At 43.8% G+C, this 16,502-nt stretch carries 30 protein-coding genes, 1 other RNA gene and 1 pseudogene; 26 read left to right on the forward strand and 6 right to left on the reverse strand.

The features are described from left to right. Positions 1 to 21: 21 nt before the first annotated feature. The 7 genes from lepB (NIA71_RS19565) (at position 22) to ssrA (ending at position 3,413) form a co-directional block, all read left to right on the forward strand. Positions 22 to 570: a signal peptidase I gene (gene lepB, locus NIA71_RS19565; protein WP_148397784.1), complete on the forward strand. Its 549-nt coding sequence runs from the start codon at positions 22 to 24 to the stop codon at positions 568 to 570. After that, entirely contained in the window at positions 570 to 1,082 is a 513-nt protein-coding gene (lepB, locus tag NIA71_RS19570; RefSeq protein WP_148397786.1) for a signal peptidase I, read from the forward strand. The genes lepB (NIA71_RS19565) and lepB (NIA71_RS19570) overlap by 1 nt, the downstream gene beginning before the upstream one ends. A 15-nt stretch (positions 1,083 to 1,097) precedes the next feature. Continuing rightward, positions 1,098 to 1,610: a signal peptidase I gene (gene lepB, locus NIA71_RS19575; RefSeq protein ID WP_148397788.1), complete on the forward strand. Its 513-nt coding sequence runs from the start codon at positions 1,098 to 1,100 to the stop codon at positions 1,608 to 1,610. 104 nt (positions 1,611 to 1,714) lie between these two features. Next, complete coding sequence (gene lepB / locus NIA71_RS19580) at positions 1,715 to 2,212, forward strand: signal peptidase I (RefSeq protein ID WP_148397790.1); 498 nt, start codon at positions 1,715 to 1,717, stop codon at positions 2,210 to 2,212. 14 nt (positions 2,213 to 2,226) lie between these two features. Further along, entirely contained in the window at positions 2,227 to 2,679 is a 453-nt protein-coding gene (gene smpB, locus NIA71_RS19585; protein ID WP_148397792.1) for an SsrA-binding protein SmpB, read from the forward strand. A gap of 15 nt (positions 2,680 to 2,694) precedes the next feature. Continuing rightward, entirely contained in the window at positions 2,695 to 2,982 is a 288-nt protein-coding gene (locus NIA71_RS19590; protein WP_148397795.1) for a hypothetical protein, read from the forward strand. A 69-nt stretch (positions 2,983 to 3,051) separates the two neighbouring features. Further along, positions 3,052 to 3,413: a transfer-messenger RNA gene (gene ssrA, locus NIA71_RS19595) on the forward strand. A 476-nt stretch (positions 3,414 to 3,889) separates the two neighbouring features. Here the strand turns inward: ssrA and NIA71_RS19600 are convergent. The 5 genes and pseudogenes from NIA71_RS19600 to NIA71_RS19620 form a co-directional block, all read right to left on the reverse strand. Further along, positions 3,890 to 4,927 (reverse strand): annotated as a pseudogene (locus tag NIA71_RS19600) (recombinase family protein); the annotation flags it as partial. Between the two features lie 151 nt (positions 4,928 to 5,078). Beyond that, complete coding sequence (locus tag NIA71_RS19605; RefSeq protein ID WP_148399142.1) at positions 5,079 to 5,306, reverse strand: type II toxin-antitoxin system MqsA family antitoxin; 228 nt, start codon at positions 5,304 to 5,306, stop codon at positions 5,079 to 5,081. Between the two features lies 1 nt (position 5,307). Then, positions 5,308 to 5,625, reverse strand: a complete 318-nt coding sequence (locus NIA71_RS19610; protein WP_148399143.1) for a DUF4258 domain-containing protein — start codon at positions 5,623 to 5,625, stop codon at positions 5,308 to 5,310. A 51-nt stretch (positions 5,626 to 5,676) separates the two neighbouring features. Beyond that, positions 5,677 to 6,618 carry an SAP domain-containing protein gene (locus NIA71_RS19615; protein ID WP_148399144.1) on the reverse strand — a complete coding sequence of 314 codons (942 nt, stop codon included), beginning with the start codon at positions 6,616 to 6,618 and terminating at the stop codon, positions 5,677 to 5,679. 39 nt (positions 6,619 to 6,657) lie between these two features. After that, positions 6,658 to 7,344 (reverse strand): helix-turn-helix domain-containing protein, encoded by a 687-nt coding sequence (locus NIA71_RS19620; RefSeq protein ID WP_253021245.1) that lies wholly within the window; start codon positions 7,342 to 7,344, stop codon positions 6,658 to 6,660. Positions 7,345 to 7,493: 149 nt separating this feature from the next. Between NIA71_RS19620 and NIA71_RS19625 the strand changes: the two genes are divergently transcribed. The 3 genes from NIA71_RS19625 to NIA71_RS19635 all read left to right on the forward strand — a co-directional run bounded on the left by NIA71_RS19625 (position 7,494) and on the right by NIA71_RS19635 (position 8,663). Then, complete coding sequence (locus tag NIA71_RS19625; RefSeq protein ID WP_148399145.1) at positions 7,494 to 7,685, forward strand: helix-turn-helix domain-containing protein; 192 nt, start codon at positions 7,494 to 7,496, stop codon at positions 7,683 to 7,685. Positions 7,686 to 7,744: 59 nt separating this feature from the next. Then, positions 7,745 to 7,981 carry a hypothetical protein gene (locus NIA71_RS19630; protein WP_148399146.1) on the forward strand — a complete coding sequence of 79 codons (237 nt, stop codon included), beginning with the start codon at positions 7,745 to 7,747 and terminating at the stop codon, positions 7,979 to 7,981. 475 nt (positions 7,982 to 8,456) lie between these two features. After that, the gene (locus NIA71_RS19635) at positions 8,457 to 8,663 is read left to right on the forward strand and encodes a hypothetical protein (protein WP_148399147.1); all 207 of its coding nucleotides are present in this window, start codon (positions 8,457 to 8,459) and stop codon (positions 8,661 to 8,663) included. A gap of 446 nt (positions 8,664 to 9,109) precedes the next feature. Here the strand turns inward: NIA71_RS19635 and NIA71_RS19640 are convergent, their stop codons facing one another. After that, a complete protein-coding gene (locus NIA71_RS19640; RefSeq protein ID WP_148399148.1) occupies positions 9,110 to 9,454 on the reverse strand; it encodes a hypothetical protein in 345 nt (114 codons plus the stop codon). Between the two features lie 98 nt (positions 9,455 to 9,552). Here NIA71_RS19640 and NIA71_RS19645 point away from each other — a divergent pair, with 98 nt between their 5' ends. From NIA71_RS19645 to NIA71_RS19720, 16 genes are all read left to right on the forward strand, one after another. Further along, positions 9,553 to 9,726 (forward strand): hypothetical protein, encoded by a 174-nt coding sequence (locus tag NIA71_RS19645; protein WP_253021246.1) that lies wholly within the window; start codon positions 9,553 to 9,555, stop codon positions 9,724 to 9,726. Positions 9,727 to 9,839: 113 nt separating this feature from the next. Continuing rightward, complete coding sequence (locus NIA71_RS19650) at positions 9,840 to 10,088, forward strand: hypothetical protein (RefSeq protein ID WP_253021247.1); 249 nt, start codon at positions 9,840 to 9,842, stop codon at positions 10,086 to 10,088. Further along, the gene (locus NIA71_RS19655; RefSeq protein WP_253021248.1) at positions 10,081 to 10,275 is read left to right on the forward strand and encodes a hypothetical protein; all 195 of its coding nucleotides are present in this window, start codon (positions 10,081 to 10,083) and stop codon (positions 10,273 to 10,275) included. Before NIA71_RS19650 ends, NIA71_RS19655 begins: the two co-directional genes overlap by 8 nt. Positions 10,276 to 10,312: 37 nt before the next feature. Further along, positions 10,313 to 10,660 carry a hypothetical protein gene (locus NIA71_RS19660; RefSeq protein ID WP_148398969.1) on the forward strand — a complete coding sequence of 116 codons (348 nt, stop codon included), beginning with the start codon at positions 10,313 to 10,315 and terminating at the stop codon, positions 10,658 to 10,660. Next, a complete protein-coding gene (locus NIA71_RS19665) occupies positions 10,647 to 10,925 on the forward strand; it encodes a hypothetical protein (RefSeq protein WP_253021249.1) in 279 nt (92 codons plus the stop codon). Before NIA71_RS19660 ends, NIA71_RS19665 begins: the two co-directional genes overlap by 14 nt. Further along, positions 10,909 to 11,538 (forward strand): DUF1071 domain-containing protein, encoded by a 630-nt coding sequence (locus NIA71_RS19670; RefSeq protein WP_253021250.1) that lies wholly within the window; start codon positions 10,909 to 10,911, stop codon positions 11,536 to 11,538. The genes NIA71_RS19665 and NIA71_RS19670 overlap by 17 nt, the downstream gene beginning before the upstream one ends. Then, positions 11,535 to 12,089, forward strand: coding sequence for a hypothetical protein (locus NIA71_RS19675; RefSeq protein WP_253021251.1), 555 nt, complete (start codon positions 11,535 to 11,537; stop codon positions 12,087 to 12,089). Before NIA71_RS19670 ends, NIA71_RS19675 begins: the two co-directional genes overlap by 4 nt. Further along, entirely contained in the window at positions 12,086 to 12,463 is a 378-nt protein-coding gene (locus NIA71_RS19680) for an HNH endonuclease (RefSeq protein WP_253021252.1), read from the forward strand. Before NIA71_RS19675 ends, NIA71_RS19680 begins: the two co-directional genes overlap by 4 nt. Further along, positions 12,414 to 12,962 carry a hypothetical protein gene (locus tag NIA71_RS19685; RefSeq protein ID WP_253021253.1) on the forward strand — a complete coding sequence of 183 codons (549 nt, stop codon included), beginning with the start codon at positions 12,414 to 12,416 and terminating at the stop codon, positions 12,960 to 12,962. The genes NIA71_RS19680 and NIA71_RS19685 overlap by 50 nt, the downstream gene beginning before the upstream one ends. A gap of 80 nt (positions 12,963 to 13,042) precedes the next feature. Beyond that, complete coding sequence (locus tag NIA71_RS19690) at positions 13,043 to 13,630, forward strand: hypothetical protein (protein WP_253021254.1); 588 nt, start codon at positions 13,043 to 13,045, stop codon at positions 13,628 to 13,630. A 9-nt stretch (positions 13,631 to 13,639) separates the two neighbouring features. Further along, positions 13,640 to 14,167, forward strand: a complete 528-nt coding sequence (locus tag NIA71_RS19695; protein ID WP_253021255.1) for a replicative helicase loader/inhibitor — start codon at positions 13,640 to 13,642, stop codon at positions 14,165 to 14,167. Then, the gene (locus NIA71_RS19700) at positions 14,164 to 14,856 is read left to right on the forward strand and encodes a hypothetical protein (protein WP_148399230.1); all 693 of its coding nucleotides are present in this window, start codon (positions 14,164 to 14,166) and stop codon (positions 14,854 to 14,856) included. Before NIA71_RS19695 ends, NIA71_RS19700 begins: the two co-directional genes overlap by 4 nt. After that, entirely contained in the window at positions 14,853 to 15,269 is a 417-nt protein-coding gene (locus tag NIA71_RS19705; RefSeq protein WP_253021256.1) for a single-stranded DNA-binding protein, read from the forward strand. The genes NIA71_RS19700 and NIA71_RS19705 overlap by 4 nt, the downstream gene beginning before the upstream one ends. Positions 15,270 to 15,286: 17 nt before the next feature. Beyond that, positions 15,287 to 15,631 carry a hypothetical protein gene (locus NIA71_RS19710; RefSeq protein WP_253021257.1) on the forward strand — a complete coding sequence of 115 codons (345 nt, stop codon included), beginning with the start codon at positions 15,287 to 15,289 and terminating at the stop codon, positions 15,629 to 15,631. After that, positions 15,625 to 15,990 (forward strand): hypothetical protein, encoded by a 366-nt coding sequence (locus NIA71_RS19715; protein ID WP_148397354.1) that lies wholly within the window; start codon positions 15,625 to 15,627, stop codon positions 15,988 to 15,990. Before NIA71_RS19710 ends, NIA71_RS19715 begins: the two co-directional genes overlap by 7 nt. After that, entirely contained in the window at positions 15,974 to 16,483 is a 510-nt protein-coding gene (locus NIA71_RS19720; RefSeq protein ID WP_148397353.1) for a hypothetical protein, read from the forward strand. Before NIA71_RS19715 ends, NIA71_RS19720 begins: the two co-directional genes overlap by 17 nt. The last annotated feature ends 19 nt before the right edge of the window (positions 16,484 to 16,502 follow it).

The raw sequence follows: 16,502 nt of genomic DNA on the forward strand, positions 1-16,502 counted from the left end.
ATAGAGTTGAGGAGAGTTTCGATGTCACAGAACAGTCAGTATCAGGATCAGGTTTCGTGGAGGCGCAAATACCGGCCGTATATCGTTGCCGGCGTTTTAGCTTTCGTCCTGACCATGTTCGTCGCCCCTGAAATCAATGAAGGAACTGCTATGGAACCGACAATCAAGGACGGGCAAGTTTTAATCATTACCAAGACGTCATATTCCGCCAAGCGTGGGCAGCCTGATCTGGGGCAGGTCGTTATATTAGATAAAACCCTGGCACCAGAAGTCTATGAAGATAATATTATAAGCAGAGTAGTAGGTTTGCCCGGAGATACGGTTGAAATTAAAGATGGAAACGTTTATAGAAACGGTAAAGCATATGTGACTGACAGCGGAATCGCCGGTGCCGACGGCAGCCTGAAAGTCACGGTCAGTGAGGATGATGTATTTCTTCTTTCCGACAATCGCAGCCAGGCAGATATGGACAGCAGAAATAAGAAGCTGGGTACGGTCAATATGAGAGATATAAAGGGAAATGTAAAGGTTTCAATCTGGCCCTTCTCCACCTTTGGAGGCATTGATTGATGCGGGAATGGATAAAAGATTTGGTACTGGCGGCCGTTATTGTAATAGCCGTATTGGTGTTTGTCAAACCGACAATTGTCAGCGGCAGTTCCATGGAACCGACCATGCAGGATCACAATTTTCTCTTAGTCAGCAGACAGGCCTATACCTTTGGAGACGAGCAGCGGGGCGATATTATCGTTTTTAAATCCGACCTGCTGGATGAAAAGGGGAAAAAGAAGTTGTTAGTCAAGCGGATCATTGGCCTTCCGGGAGACTCGATTACGATTAAAGATGGCAGCGTTGCTGTCAATGGAACCCAGCTGCAGGAGAAATACACGCAGCAAGACCAGACCCAGGGAGAACTGAGCGACTATCTGGTTCCCGATAATGCTCTATTTGTTCTGGGGGATAATCGGGATGTCAGTTTGGACAGTCGTTTTTCGGAAGTTGGATGTGTAAATGAGGAGAAAGTCGTCGGAAAGGTATTCCTGAGGCTCTATCCGTTTCATGAAATAGGAGGACTTAACTAAAGGGAGTTAGCATTTATGAAAGGCTTAATAAGAGACATTTTAATTGCGCTGGTAATCGTTATTGCAATTACGCTGATCATCAAACCAACGATTGTAAAAGAAAGCTCCATGCAGCCGACGCTGTATGAAAACAACTATTTGCTGGTTAATAAACAGGCTTACCGGTTTGGAGATGAAAAACGGGGAGATATCATTGTATTTCGATCGGATCTGGAAAATGAAAAGGGCGATAAAAAGCTGCTGATCAAGCGAATCATCGGCCTGCCGGGAGATACTATAACCATTGGCGATGGAAAGGTGATCCTCAATGGAACAGAACTTCATGAGGATTATACACTGGAGGGCGAGACGATGGGTGAACTGGATAACTTTACGGTCCCCGAAGGCCAGCTGTTCGTTATGGGTGATAACAGACGGGTCAGCGTTGACAGCCGCTCCGAAGAAGTAGGCTGCGTCGATGAAAGCAGAGTCATGGGCAAAGCATTCCTCAGACTGTATCCCTTCAATGAAATTGGAGGACTCTACTAGACATAAACTGTTTTCATACATAATTCCTACATAGGAGATTGTTTCCGCCGGCAGTTTCAGGCAGAAACCCTCTCACGCTTTAAGATAAAGGAAAACGATGTGTAATGAAAACCGGATATAAAAAATGGATTGTCTTTCTTTCAGCAGGGCTTCTGGGAATTCTTGCGGCACTTGCCCTCACATGCGCCTTTTCCGTACGCTCTGTCCAGGGAAATTCCATGGAACCTGCCGTAACAAAAGGTGAGCATGTAATCATCAATAAATTGGCTTATTTCTATGACCAGCCCCGGCAGGGAGATGTGGTGGCTTTTCCATGCAGTGTATACAGTGAAGATGGGGAAGGCAGCACCTTGATTAGGCGGGTGGTGGCCACAGAGGGGGATCAGGTTGAAATCGAGGACGGAGCCTTGTATATCAATGGGGAGCTTTTCGACCGATATGCATCGGATCCGGTGTATATGGAGACGATGGAAAAGGTTACCATCGACAAGGGAAATGTATTCGTGCTCAGTGATAACAGGAGCGCTGTGCTGGACAGCCGGGATCAGGCCGTTGGTCAGTTAAAGATCAGCGAATTGATTGGAAAAGTTTGTTTTAAATAAAATGGATGAGGATTATGAGTGAAAAGAAAGTAGTGGCCAATAATAAGAAGGCCAGACACGATTATTTTATAGAAGAAACTTATGAGGCGGGCATCGTGCTCACGGGCACGGAGATCAAGTCGATCCGCCAGGGAAAAGTAAATATTAAAGAGAGCTATGCCAAAATTGAGGATGGGGAAATGATCATCTATGGCATGCATATCAGTCCCTACGAGCACGGGAATCGCTTTAATGTGGAGCCTCTGCGTCCGCGCAAGCTGCTGTTACATAAGCAGGAAATCCGCAAGCTCATCGGGTACACGACGCTAAAAGGTTTGACATTGGTACCCCTTAGGATGTATATTAATGAAAAGGGGCGGGCAAAGCTGGAAATTGCTGTTGCCCGGGGCAAAAAGGATTATGATAAGCGAAATACCATTGCCAAAAGGGATGCTGACAGAAGAATGCAGCAGGCTATGAGAAAGTAAAGTGAGGTGCTGAAGATGCAGGATTTTTTTAACAAAGCAGGAAAAGCTGCCAAGAATACGGCGAGCAAAGCCGCAGATAAAGCCGGTGATCTGGTCGAGATCGGCAAGCTGAAAACAAAGATCAATTCAGCCAAATCAGAGATTTCCGCAACGGAAAAGAAAATTGGAAAGTATTACTTTGATCAGTATATGGAAGGCGTTGCGGTAGACGGGGCAGTGGGGGCCATGTGCGAGGATATTAAGGCACAGATGGACCTGATCACAGAACTGGAAGAAAAAATAGCAGAAGTGAAAGAAGACTAGTTTAAATCGAACAGATTGTGGTATAATAGAAATAATAAAAAGCGGAGGAATTTTACTCCGCTGCAATTTGGGGATGTCTTTGGTTTCGACGGGGGTAGTGAAGCCGGAGAAGCGAGCCGCAGTTTGCCCAGTCTGCGTTAAAAGGGGCACGTTAAATATAAACGCTAAAAAAACAAACAACAATTTCGCATTAGCAGCGTAGTTCTGCGCGAACGTCAGCCCGAGTTCACCTGTAGGCCCGGAATCTGACGTCAAACATACAGGAAAACTCTATGTGAGCTCCTGGTAGCATAGGGGAACAACAGGATAGCCGATATGCGAGCCTGCTTTTGGGCGCGCATGGAAGCGAACTTTTAAATCAAAAGCTGCGCTCGGAGAAACTCCCGCGGAAGTGCTTTCGGACGCGAGTTCGATTCTCGCCATCTCCACCATCGTATCCACAATCCTGGAGGCATTTGCTTCCGGGATTGTTTGCGTCTATGATTAAATGGATTTCAATACAGTCCTTAAAAACTAATACTTTTTCAACGTATGTCTGGATGACCAGCTTGAGCTGCTCCGGACTTTTATCATTCAGATCACTGTCTTTCATGATGTAATCATAAGCCTGCTGTTCGGTGAGGGAAACTGCATCCTGCATATTTTCAATGTAGCTGATCCGGCCTTTTAAGTACTTGATCCGCTCATCATGGGCGTTGCCGGACTCTACCATCCAGTCTGCGAACATGCCTTTCTCAACAGCGCGGACAATGTTCTGCATTTCCTTTTCATGACTGGACAGCTCAGCTTTGAGCACTGCCAGTTCGCTGCCGGTTTCACTTTTTCTGCAGCGCTGGAAGTCAACAATCCGTTTAGCTAACTTGCTGACATTCTCTTCTGTAAAAAACTCATCCATCAGATATTTTACAACCAACTCCTCAACCTGCTTTTTCCCGATATCCTTGTTGGTGCAGGTCTTTTCCCGGCGCCGGCGATTGCATTCGTAGCTGGAGTATTCCGTCTTGTTCCGGCCGGCTCTGCGGGTATTACCGGACATGGGACTGCCACACTCTCCGCAGGCAATAATCCCTGACAGCAAATAAGTTCTTTTTGCCTTATGTCTTGCATTCATTGTTCGATCTCCCATCATATGATTTACATAGTCCCAGGTTTCTTCATCAACGATCTGAGGCATCCCGCCTTCAATGCGGATAATTTCATCTTCCGATTTCGTCGCATGGTTGTTCCGTTTACCGCCAACTTTTGCCGCCGCCCGATCATAGATGTAAACGCCTTTGTATTTTTCATTCTTGAAGAGATCGTGGAAGCTATTTTTGGTAAATTTCTTTCCTGCTTTGCTACGTGCTCCGATTCCATTCAAATACTCCGCAATGTCGCCATAGCTTTTTCCGTTTGCTTTCATCTCGAAGGCCGCACGGACCCAGGCTGATTCAATTGGATCGATGCTATATGTCCCATCATCATTTACAGCATAACCAAGGGGAGGCCGGCCGCCGGCATGTTTACACTGGAAAGCTGTTTCACGCTTCCCTTTTTGCGTTTCCCTGGCCAGGTTGCGGGAATAGTATTCAGCCATACCTTCCAGTACAGATTCCAGGATGATGCTTTCCGGACTACCGTCAATATTCTCAAGGACAGATAGCAGCTGTACGCCTTTTTCTTTTAACTTGCGTTTATAGAAAGCGCTGTCGTATCGGTCCCGGGAAAACCGGTCGAGTTTATGTACAATGACCACATCGGGCGGGGAGGCATTAACGTCGCTGAACATTTGCTGAAATTGCGGCCTGTCGTCCGTTGTGGCGGACTTTGCTTCGTCACGGTATATATTTGTCAGGACGTATCCGTTTTTCGCACAGTAGTCCTCTATGGCCCGCAGCTGGGCATCAATGGATTCTTCCCGCTGATGGTCGCTGCTGAATCGGGCATATGCCCATGCTGTTTTCATGATGGATCATTCCTTTCTTGATTTTTGCGTATAGAAAAGCCAGGGGTTGCAATGCCCTGGCTAGACATGATACAATATGTTTGTGAATCATGTGTTGCATTATGTGTGACCATGGCATTGGCTCCGCTTTGGCGGGGCTTTTGTTTTTATATCAGGCTGCTTGCGTAAAATCCACGATTGCGATTTCCGTCAAGGTGTTTTTTACACGCTCAACGATTTTTTCGATTTTTTCTAAGGTGGTACCACTCAGGTATTCCTCCCCGCATTGCGTGCATTTTTCGCAGGGCACGTTTTTAATGATAATATAGCAGTTTTGGTGATCCGTCATATAGGTCGTGGTTGTTTTTTCTACATCGCCTTTACAATAGAAACAGGTCATATTATTTCTCCTTCCTTGTCTCAAAGTCATTTTCCCATTTATCCGTCGTGGGATAATATGCAGTGATTAAGAACAAAAATTCATCGTTGGAGCCGATCACCGCGTGCAGATGTTTGTCCCCCACAGAATATCCAAGTATCAGGCAGCTTGGGAATGGGTGATCATCGGGATATTGTTCGATGATTTTGCCGCTCTGTACGCAGGCAATTACATCTTTGAGCAAGATTCCCCTTTGCTCCAGCCGTTTTGCGGCGTGCATAGTTATTCGTATGTTATCCGCTGTACATAGCTTACGCAATTTTTCAATGCTTAATTCCATTGCTGTTTTCCTTTCTTTGGCCTCCAGTGATGGGGGCCTTTGTTTTAGCTATTAAAGTAAACGCCCTTTGATTATGTTTTGGGCGTCTTCATCAAAAGATTTGCCCGCTTCAAGATAAATCCTTTTAATTATTTTCCATATATCCCGTTGTCCCAGTCCCATCATCTGGCAAAATACTATGGATGCACGAATGGGGCGTTCTATTTCACGATCTTTGGTTAGAGTGTAATTAAAAGAAGAATGCTCCACGATCTGATTGTATTGGGCAATGCTATGCTCACTTAGTCCAGCGTTATATTCATGATTCCAATCAATTCCAAGGCCAGAATTACCCGGTTTGCCCCTTTTAAAATCGGCGACTAAAAGATAAGCGTCATTATAAAGCCTGTTTGAAATTAATTCAATACACTTGTTTTCGAGCTCGATATTTTTAGTGGCAGATGGTGTAACTGTTTTTATTAAATCATTGCCCTTTTGCGTGACTTGATAAAATTCACCTTTGTCCTTTAAGCTTTTATTTAATTGTTCGGGAGAGATTGAGTTTGTTATTCTTGAACATAATTCGCTTTTTTTTCCACTAACTGGTAACTTATATTCCTTTAAAATCTCTTTTAGTTCAGGAACCTTCATTTTCTTTAATGAGGCGCACGAGACCTCGAGGAGTTCTTGCCCTATGAATTTTTTTATTGCTGTTTGATAATCAAGTCCATAGTCGTAATACCAGTATTGAGCAATAATAGGATTTATTATGGGCAATCCATCTAAATAATCCAAGAAAAAGATTTCAGTAGAAGACAATGGGCTGCGATCATAGTCACTTATATCCATATTGTGTGGGCTGATATTGTTAACTGTGTTTTGATAGTGGGCGTAAGCTTTATCGGATGCTTCTTTGTGGAAACTGCTGAGTTGTTCAGCATCCAAATCGTTAATCGGACGATTTAAAAGCGTTGCTGTAGATTTTTTTTCTTTTTTTCTGCCAAAAAATTTCATGGTTTCCTCCAATATTAAATTTACTAATTATAATAATGATTAAATAATATCACTTTGAAAAGCGACGGCTTTTCCTAAAATTTTTATATGATCAAGTTCTTCACCTTCAAAGGACATGGGTGGATATTTTGGGTTTTCAGCCTGTAGAGTGATAAAATTTTTCTCTTTCTGATAATAAACCCTTTTCAAGGTGGCTTCGTCGTCAATTATTACAGCAGCAATATCGCCGTCCTCCACAATGTCCTGTCTTTTAATAAAAACGATATCCCCATCAAGTATTCGTGCGCCAACCATGCTATCGCCTTTAGCTTTCAGGCAGAAATCCGCAGCAATGTCAGTGCCTGTTAACACATAACTTTCACGGTCTTCGTTTGCGAATATTGGCTCCCCGCAGGCGATTTCGCCTAGAAGAGGAAATTTTTTTACTTCTATGGGGAAGATGTTATCAAATTGCGAAGACAATGCAGATACATTCTTTTTTCCAGATATATCAATTGGCTGATTTTCATCAACAATATCAAGAAGTTCGTCAAGACTCATGTGTATAGCGGCTGATACTTTTACAAATGTTTCTAATGATGGCACGATTGGTTCGCCTGTCTTAGAGTTTAAGTTTTTTTCGAGCATAGCTATATACCCTTTAGAGAGGCCGCATTTATCTGCAAACGCTTGCATACTTAGTTCATGTTTATCTCGGTATGCCTTTATAATTCCGCCTAAATACATACTTAATTCCTCCAGTTCTTTTTCTTTGTATATTCTACTATACATTATAATAGCAAAAAGGTCAAGAAAAAAGTATAGTCGAATATACAAAAAAGTGTTGACATGTGTCGTATAGTCAACTATACTATCTAGTGAAAGGAGGTGCTAAAGTGGAATTCAAGTTAAAGGCAGTAAGGGAAGAGATAGGCATATCTCAGTCTGAACTGGCTAAAAAATCAGGAGTGGGAAGAGTAACTATCAATCGGATAGAAAATGGTGAGGTTAATACAATCACATCTAGAACTCTAGTCCGATTAGCAAAGGCGTTAAATGTATCTACGGATACATTGATACAGCAATAATTTTTTTGCAACTAAAGTATAGTCAGCTATACGAAATATAAAGAAATGAGGTGAAAAAGATGTGGATATCAAAAAATGAATGGCAAGCAATATTGAGAGAACTGCTCAACGTTGAGGCACTCGTAGGAAAAATACGAGTTATTGCAAGGGGAAAGAAGTTGAATGTTACCGAGTTCTATTTCGGCTGTGATAAACCCCAGAAAGTGGAAGTGCTTTTATCTTTATCTTACCACGAGTGGTCTGAAATCGAAAAGTCAGATGCTTGGGAGAAAGTAAAGCGCCTTTTTCTGGAATAGGAAAACCAATCCAACCAGTAAAAGCTTCCAAGGTAGAAAGCGTAATCGGAAATTGGCAAGTAGAGATTTTGTCGGACACAATAGAAATCTGCATCGAAGTTGAGTCGGGGAAACAAGTGATTTGATTGCCACATGATTCCTCTATGGTAACCTCTGTGATTGAGATAGGTAGATTGGACTGATTGCTTATACAGCAACGGATAAAAAAACCGGAATCTGCGTTCCTAATTTCAAGAATGTGGAGTTTGACCTTTTTCCTTTGTCGAAAATAAGAGTATATAGCGCCTACAGCGCCAATGAGCGCGGCAACAAAGGTTAGATTTTCTCTGGTTATTGACGAAACGAGAAATTCAAAAAAATTTAGCATGAGAGAAAATTCTCCTTTCAGTATTTGCTGAAAAAATTATATCACAGAGCGCAAAGAATTTAAACCGAAGACAAGCCCAAGAAAACCGGATAGGAGGTGAGGAGGAATATGACTGAAAAAGAAACAGAGAAAGCGATTATCTGTCTACTAAATCACTTCGATGAATTTCGAAGGCAGGCATCTGAAAATGAAACAGCCGACTTCGGTAAGCCCTGTAGCAAATGTGAACTGTGGAAAGATTGCAAAGGCGACTGGATACCGAAGATCGGCAGTATTGCAAAGAATATGAATAAAAAAATTAGTATGGTTGAGTAGGCGCTGCTTTGAAGAGCGGACACCTTCCATACTCATCAAGATGGTTACAAGAATCAACATGGTCGCACAAAGCAGAAACTTTTTTGAAATGTTCATTTGGAGAACCGCTAATCGGAACTTTCGAATATCTTATCTCTATGCTGTGTTCCATTTTGAGGTGCGGGCAGTAATCCGTATAGATTGACAAGATCATGAGTTAATCTCCTTTCGTATGTACTCAGCCCTGGCGGGAGCCTGTATACACAGTATAAGGGAGAATGAGCAAAAAGTAAATTGCTGGAAAACAAGCCCAAGAAAACCGGATAGGAGGTGAGGCAGATATGCAGAAGCGTAAACAGATGTCCATTGCTGAACGGCAAAGACGATTAGATAGAAGAATCGCGGTTTTACAATATGTAACTCCAATTATTGTAGCGTCGATAGCTGCAACGATATTCAGCTCAATGTTATGTTAAAAGACCACTTATTGCTAAAGTGATAAGTGTGGTGGCCAGGGCTACAGCAACAGGTATAAGAAATGATTTCAATAAAACTTCTTTCGCAACGACCCAACGATATTGTGAATAGTGGCGACCTCTATATGTAGGTGCTATTTCATCCCAATATCCAGTATGTTCAATGGCAGTTACATATCCGTCCTTGATAAGCTGACGGATAGACTCATGCAAATCAAGATTGTTGGTGCGATTATTGAAATACACCATTAACGAAAGGCTGTCAGTTTTGTCAGATTTGGTTTGGCAGCTATAGTTTATGGCTTTAAGAACTTTGTTGCATGGCCTGATAAGCATGTTATACCCTCCCGCTGAAAAATATATCAAAATTATAGCATAGACGACACGAGGGGACAAGGCGAAGAAAACAGGATAAGGAGGTGAGGTGATAAAACATGTTAATGAAAAAAATATTATCCATCGACCGGGAAACCGGTGAACTGATCGGCGAGAGAATTGCCGGCAAAGCGGATATGTCAGAAGACCGGTTCTATCAGCCGTTTGTGGACCTCTACAAGGAGGATATGGAGCGGCTGGCGGATCAGATCAGGAACGGAGGCAGCGCATGAAATGGTTATTGCTAGAGATTGCCGGCTGGCTGGGCATCGGAGCATTAGCAATGTTTCCAGCGTTATGGCTGACAGGGACGATATATAAATACGGAATATGAGAGGAGAAACATATGAAAATAGAATTTTGCAATGAAGTTCCGCAGAAAAAGAGAAAACCAATAGAGGGTGAAAATATAAAACTGATTGAACGCCTAATAAAAAAACAAGAAAAATGTATGAAGATTACATTTCGATCATGCACAGACGCAACAACAAAGGCAAATTCGTTTCGTTCCCTTGTTAGGCTTAAAAACTATCCCGTAAAAGTCGTAAAGCGTGCGAATGAAATTTATCTCATCAAGGAGGAAGAAAATGATTGAAGTTACTTTATCAGAAGGATACTTAAATGCTGCATTTAGATTTCGGTCAATCAAAGCAGCGGAAGAATTTATAGAAATGGCTCTTGATAATCATGTAGAAACGAAAGAACAGCTTAAAGTAGAAATCGTGAATGTAGAAAAAAAGTGTGCCGGGAGCGGCAACTCCGAAATGGCACACACAGAATAAATCAATTTAAAGATACCTCATTTTAAGGAGGATGTCAATGATCGAGGAATTAATTAAAAAATTTAATCTCTCCAGCCGGGAGATCGTCTTGGTGAATATGCTGGATAATGCAACTAAGGAGCATCCGGTCACACGGGAAGATATTATGCGAACATTTTCCGTGTGTGATCGGACAGGCCGAGGCATGATCGAGGATTTAAGAGAAAAGGGCGTCCGGGTAAATGGAACATCTAAAGATAAAGGCTACTGGTTGATACGAACACAGAAAGAGCTGGATTGCTTTTTAAGGGACTATCTATCAAAGTCAAATACCATGCGGCGCCGGGCGGAAAATATGAAGAATCAAGGAGAAGATAGGCAGGTGAATCTATTTGAACTATTATGATGCAAACGCTGTAGCCAATGAATCCGCTGCGGCCAGATATACAAATCATGAACCACCGACCCTTTGTGACTGCGGGAGCATAGCGGAGCATGGGCAGGTATATTGCCCGGTGTGCATGGATACGATTGATTTCATTATGCGCAATGCCGTTAAATTACTGATACATAACACGGGATTTACGGAAGATCAGGCAGAACAAGCGGTCTGTCATTGGTTAGAGAACACGGAAGAATTTAAGGAGAGAAGAAATGCTAAAAAGCTATAAAGAACTTAGAAAGATAGATGTTACCGAATACTGTAGCAAGCGGGATGGCATTCTTTACCTGAATTGGGCAAAATGTGTTGACTTGCTTCATGAAAACGGGGCGGAGAAGGTATATTTTGAGCCTGTGATAAACGAAAGAACGGGGAGCAGTCTGTTTATGACAGATCGGCTATTTACGGATAAGAATGGTGTAACAAATCAATGCTATGAGGTTGAGGTCCTCGTAACGGTTGATTCTGATACTTGGCGGTTCCGTGCCCCGCTGATGAATGGCAGTAACCCTGTAAAAGATAATTCAATGTCCCAGCAAAGAATTTGGAACTGCCAGACAAGGGCGTTTGTAAAATGTATAGCCATCCATACCGGACTTGGATTCGACCTTTGGCAAAAGGAAGAGGATGCGCTGGGAAAGAGTGCAGACGAGGACTTGAGCAAACACAAGCTGATGAAATGCAAAGAGCGTATGCAGCTTCTTGTAACAGAAAAGATGAAGAAAGGAATGGACTACTACGAAATGGCTGAAAAATTGGGCTGTACCAAAGATGAGTTGGTAGCGTACTTTACTTACTATGACATGCTGGAACGGTTAGAAAAAAGGATTCGGGAGCTATGATACATAACCCGGATCGGAGTGGTTGGTTTGGAGCTAGCGACACAAATTTTGTTGTCACAAAAAATCGAGATACAAAGAGTTTTTACTATTGGTGGCTGGAAAAGCTGGACTTACATAAAAACGAGTTCACTAGCAAGGCGATGGCGGCGGGGACGGCATGGGAACATAAGATACTGGATGCCGTTGACCCGACGATCCGTAAAGACCACCAGATTGTCATTGAGAAATACCGCCTTAGAGTCAATTACGACGGGGACAAAAATGGGACCATTTACGAGGTTAAGACCCATAGCCAGGACAAAGAATTTAAAGTAACAACCAGGTATTGGCGGCAAGCGCAGGTCGAAATGTATGCCATGAAAACAACCAATTTGTACATCGTGGCATATGGATTGATACCGGAAGAATACGACAACTATTTTCTTCCGGTGGACGACAAACGAATCAAATTTTACCGGATAGAATACGACAAACAATGGATACAAAATGAATACCTGCCAAAGCTTAAAGAACTTTGCAGAGCACTTAGGAAAGGGAGGTTTCCGACATGAAGAATATCAGCAGCAAACGAGCGAAAGCGTGCGCAATCACCAAAAAGGTAAAGCAAAGGGTTGAGGAGCGGGACAGCATAGACGGGTGGCCGTGCTGCATTTTGTGCGGCTCCCCGAATGGACTGCCAGAGGCGCACTACATCAGCCGGGCGAATGGGGGGCTTGGAATTGAAGAAAATATCGTAACTCTTTGCCGCCGATGCCATGACCGGTACGACAATAGCCGGAGCAAGGATGAGCATGAGGCCATTAAGGAGCTGATTCGTGAGCATCTTAAAAGTAAGTATCCCGATTGGGACGAAAGCAAGTTGAGGTATCAGAAATATGCTGGAATTGAGAGTGAAGAAGATCATAGACGTATCGACTCGTTTTGACGGGGATGCCGTGATTACCATCCTTGCCGACAGGGGGCAAAACGGGGCCGTAAACAAGGCGGGACAGGCGATTGGAAAAGACCTGTTAGGCTACGTCATAAGACTGCTCAAACCGAAGAAAAAGCGCTCTCTCGACGCAAATGCGTATATGTGGGTACTTTGCGACAAAATCGCCGAGAAAATCCAAAGCACGAAAGAGGCCGTCTATCAATCCGCAATCAGATCAGTAGGCGTGTTTACGGATGTGCAAGTGCCAGAGGAAGCTGTAAAGAGTCTTGCTTCTGGCTGGGAACATAACGGGACCGGCTGGTTTGCGGAACTTGTGGACAGCGTGGCAGATGTTAAGACCGTCCGTCTCTATTACGGCTCATCGACCTATGACAGCAAGCAGATGGCCCGCCTGATCGACGAGGTGATTGTATACTGCAAAGACTTTGATATCGAATACCTTCCACCGGATGAACTTGAAAGGATGATGCAGCAATGGGGAGCTGGGTAAAATGCCATAGAAGCCTTGCCGAGAATGAGCTTTGGCTGCTGGAACCGTTTACAAAAGGTCAGGCGTTTTGGGATTTGGTCATGAAGGCCAATCATGCGGATGGTCGGTTCATCTGCGGGAATGAGGTCGTTGAAATTAAGCGTGGTCAATACTTCACCTCCGAACTAAAATTGTCAAAAAGGTGGGGGTGGAGCAGAAACAAAGTAAGAGCATACCTAAAACTGCTGGAAAGCTTAAAAATGGGTACAGCGGAAGGTACAGCAAAAGGAACACTCATAACCATTGAAAATTACGGGATTTATCAGGGGGAACAAACGGACGAAGGTACAACACAAGGTACAACAAAAGGACATGGCAAGGTACAGCACAAGGACAGGAAAAAAACGTCAAAAGGTACACAAACAAGAAGAACTAAAGAAGAACCCAAGAAGAATAAAGAAGAATTAAAGAATATATATGGCGAATTTAAAAACGTCCGTCTGACGGATAGAGAACTAGCAAAACTGCAAGAGCGTTTTCCGTATGACTGGCAGGACAGAATTGAACGGTTATCGTCCTACATGTCGAGCAAAGGGAAGAAGTATGAGAGCCATTATGCAACAATACTGAACTGGGCGAGGAAAGAGGATAAAGCCCAGAAGGACGATGGCGGGTTTATGAATTTATAGGAGGGGGATATGCAAGAGAACGATATTAAGCAATTGCTGACAATTTTAAAACTAAACTATCCGGCAACCTATCGGGACATGAGCATCGAAGATCGCCGGGCGCTGGTAAATCTGTGGATGGATGCCTTCGGCGGGCTGGATATGGCTATCGTCGGTCAAGCGCTCAAAAATTACATAAAGGCGAATAAGTACCCGCCGACAATAGCGGGGATGCAAGAACAAATCGACCTGCTGATTGGAAGTGACAACACGGATGAGTTGTGGCGGCTGCTGATGAAGGCAATCCGAAATAGCGGGCGATATGCCAAGGAAGAATTTTATAAGCTTCCTCCCGAATGTCAGGAATTTGTCGGAAGCCCGGCCGAACTCAGGGATTTGGGGAACACGGACAGGTCAACGATCAACACGGTTACGAGAGGTCAGTTTTATAACCGGGTGAAAGTAATCAGGGAGCGCCGCAAAGCGCAGGAGCAATTACCGGATAAAGTGAGGCAGGCTCTTAATGGGGCTTTGCAGATAGGAGGAACGAAGAAATGAAATACAAAGTAGGGGACGTAGTAAGAATTAAAGACGATATAAGCAAATGTCGCTTCAGGAACTCAGAAGGAAAAATGGACAAATGGCAAGGAAAGACCGTGACCGTTACAAAATGCAACAGTAACGGATTATACGATTATTATTTTATGCGGGAAGATGATGAAGCGTGGTGGTGGTATGAAGATATGATTGCCGGACTTGTTGAGCCGGAACTGACCGATACAGAAATCCTCAAAGAAGCCATTACCACATTTGGAGAAGATGAACAGATCAGAATGTGCCATGAGGAAATGGACGAATTGGGGGTTGCGCTCAGCAAATATCACAGAAACCCGTGCGGAGATACGAAGGTGGACGTGCAGGAAGAAATCGCCGACGTATGTATCATGATGTATCAGGCGAAAATCATGTTCGGCGAAAAAGAAGTTAATGCAATTATACGCAAAAAAATGAAACGGTTGGCAGAAAAGCTTAAAGACGAACAAGAGGTTGAAGTTGTGTATGGGAAGCATGAAATCTATGGGAAGCTCTACACATGGATTAACCCAGATAAGCACAAGACCGAAACCGGAAAAATCGTAACGGCAGACACACGGCATGGCGAAAAACCAATTATAGTTTTTACCGTAGAAACACATAAATTAAAAGACGTGAAACACCATAAAAAAATTGTGGGAGGTGTGGAATGAACAGCGTCGTATTAATTGGCCGCTTAACAAAAAATCCGGACGTGCGATATACAACGGATGGAATTGCGGTTGCCCGGTTTAGCGTGGCGATTAACCGGCCGGCAAAGGCCGACAGGCCGAAACAGACTGATTTTCCCAACGTGGTTGTATTCGGAAAGCAGGCTGAGAACTGTGAACGCTTCCTGAACAAAGGCAGGCTTGTTGGAATCCAGGGACGCATACAGACAGGAAAATATACAAACAAAGATGGTGCGGCCGTTTACACAACGGACGTGGTCGCCAATAACGTAGAGTTTTTAGACTGGGGAGAATCGGAAAAGCAGAAAAGCGACCGGCAGAAGGAATATGACAAACAATCCGAAGATATCCCGGAAGGCTTCCAAGCTGTCGATCCGGAAGACTGTCCGTTTTAAAAGAGGAGTGAGCAAATATGGCGACAAAATTAACTCAGACTGAAATTATACAGCGGGTGCTGGACTGTAAAGAGGCTCTAGGGCTTAATACATTGCCATTAAGGCAACAGTTGAAGGAAATGACCGGACTTGACTCAAATCTGTTAAGCCGTGTCGGCGGACTGAAAGGGTTATCGGAAATGACCGGCATACCAATGGCCCCGAACCCACGCCGGGCGAAAGCAAAGGTTGACGATACACCGGTGCCAATCCGGCCAAGCCGGGCGGACAAGATCGAGGCCGAAATGCGTAAGCAAGGCTTGAGCTATAAGGACTGGCAGACAGCGGATACCCTTAAGCGTGTGGATGGGGTGGCATGGTAATCGTAGTCAACCAGATACCGCCCAGCGATAACAAATTTAAAGGCCGCAGGAACGTCTGGGAATACCGTACAGCAAAGAAAGAATGGCTTGATCTGCTGCTGTGGCTCTGCAAGGGAAAGGCACCGCAAAAACCGTTTGAGAGGGCCGTGGTGACGATTACCTATTTCTTCCCGACACGGGGTAGACGTGACCCGGACAACTACAGCGGGAAGTTCATCCTCGACGGGCTTGTGCAGGCGGGAATCATACAGGACGACAGCTTTCGTTGCATTGACCTGCGGCTCCGGGGGGATTGGGATAGGATGCGACCGAGGACAGAAATCAAAATTGTGGAGGTAGAACATGCAGAAAGCATTTAAAATTACAGATCAGAATGCTGATTTATATAGGAAATACGTTACACAGAAGCGTGCAATAAATGATTACAGAGAACTGACAAGGAAATTCCTTAAAAAACATGGAATTGATACGGACGAACACAAATCAGACTTTTGCTATACAGAAAGACTGACAGTTGACCTTGATCGTGACATGAAGGAAAAATTTAAAAGCCAACTAATGAAAGGCTCTGGCCCTTACGGAATGTGTCAGTTTAAGAAAAATTCCAAAACTCAAAAGGCATTTGACGAGGAGGTTACTAATTATGCAAGCATTCACGACATTAACTGTTTGAGATCGTGGCCATTTGAATACGGCATATATGGCCGTGTGAGATATAACTTGTGGATGTACAAGAACGCTTTATACGGGATGATTGATGGTCATGGAGATATCAGTCTTGCGGACTTCATGGAAGAAATTCCGATGTCAGAGTATTATCGGATAATTGAGGAATTAGAAGCTAAACAATAACAACCAAACGCCCGCCGGT

The sequence above is a fragment of the Ihubacter massiliensis genome (assembly GCF_024125305.1).
Lineage (GTDB): Bacteria > Bacillota > Clostridia > Peptostreptococcales > Anaerovoracaceae > Hominibacterium > Hominibacterium faecale.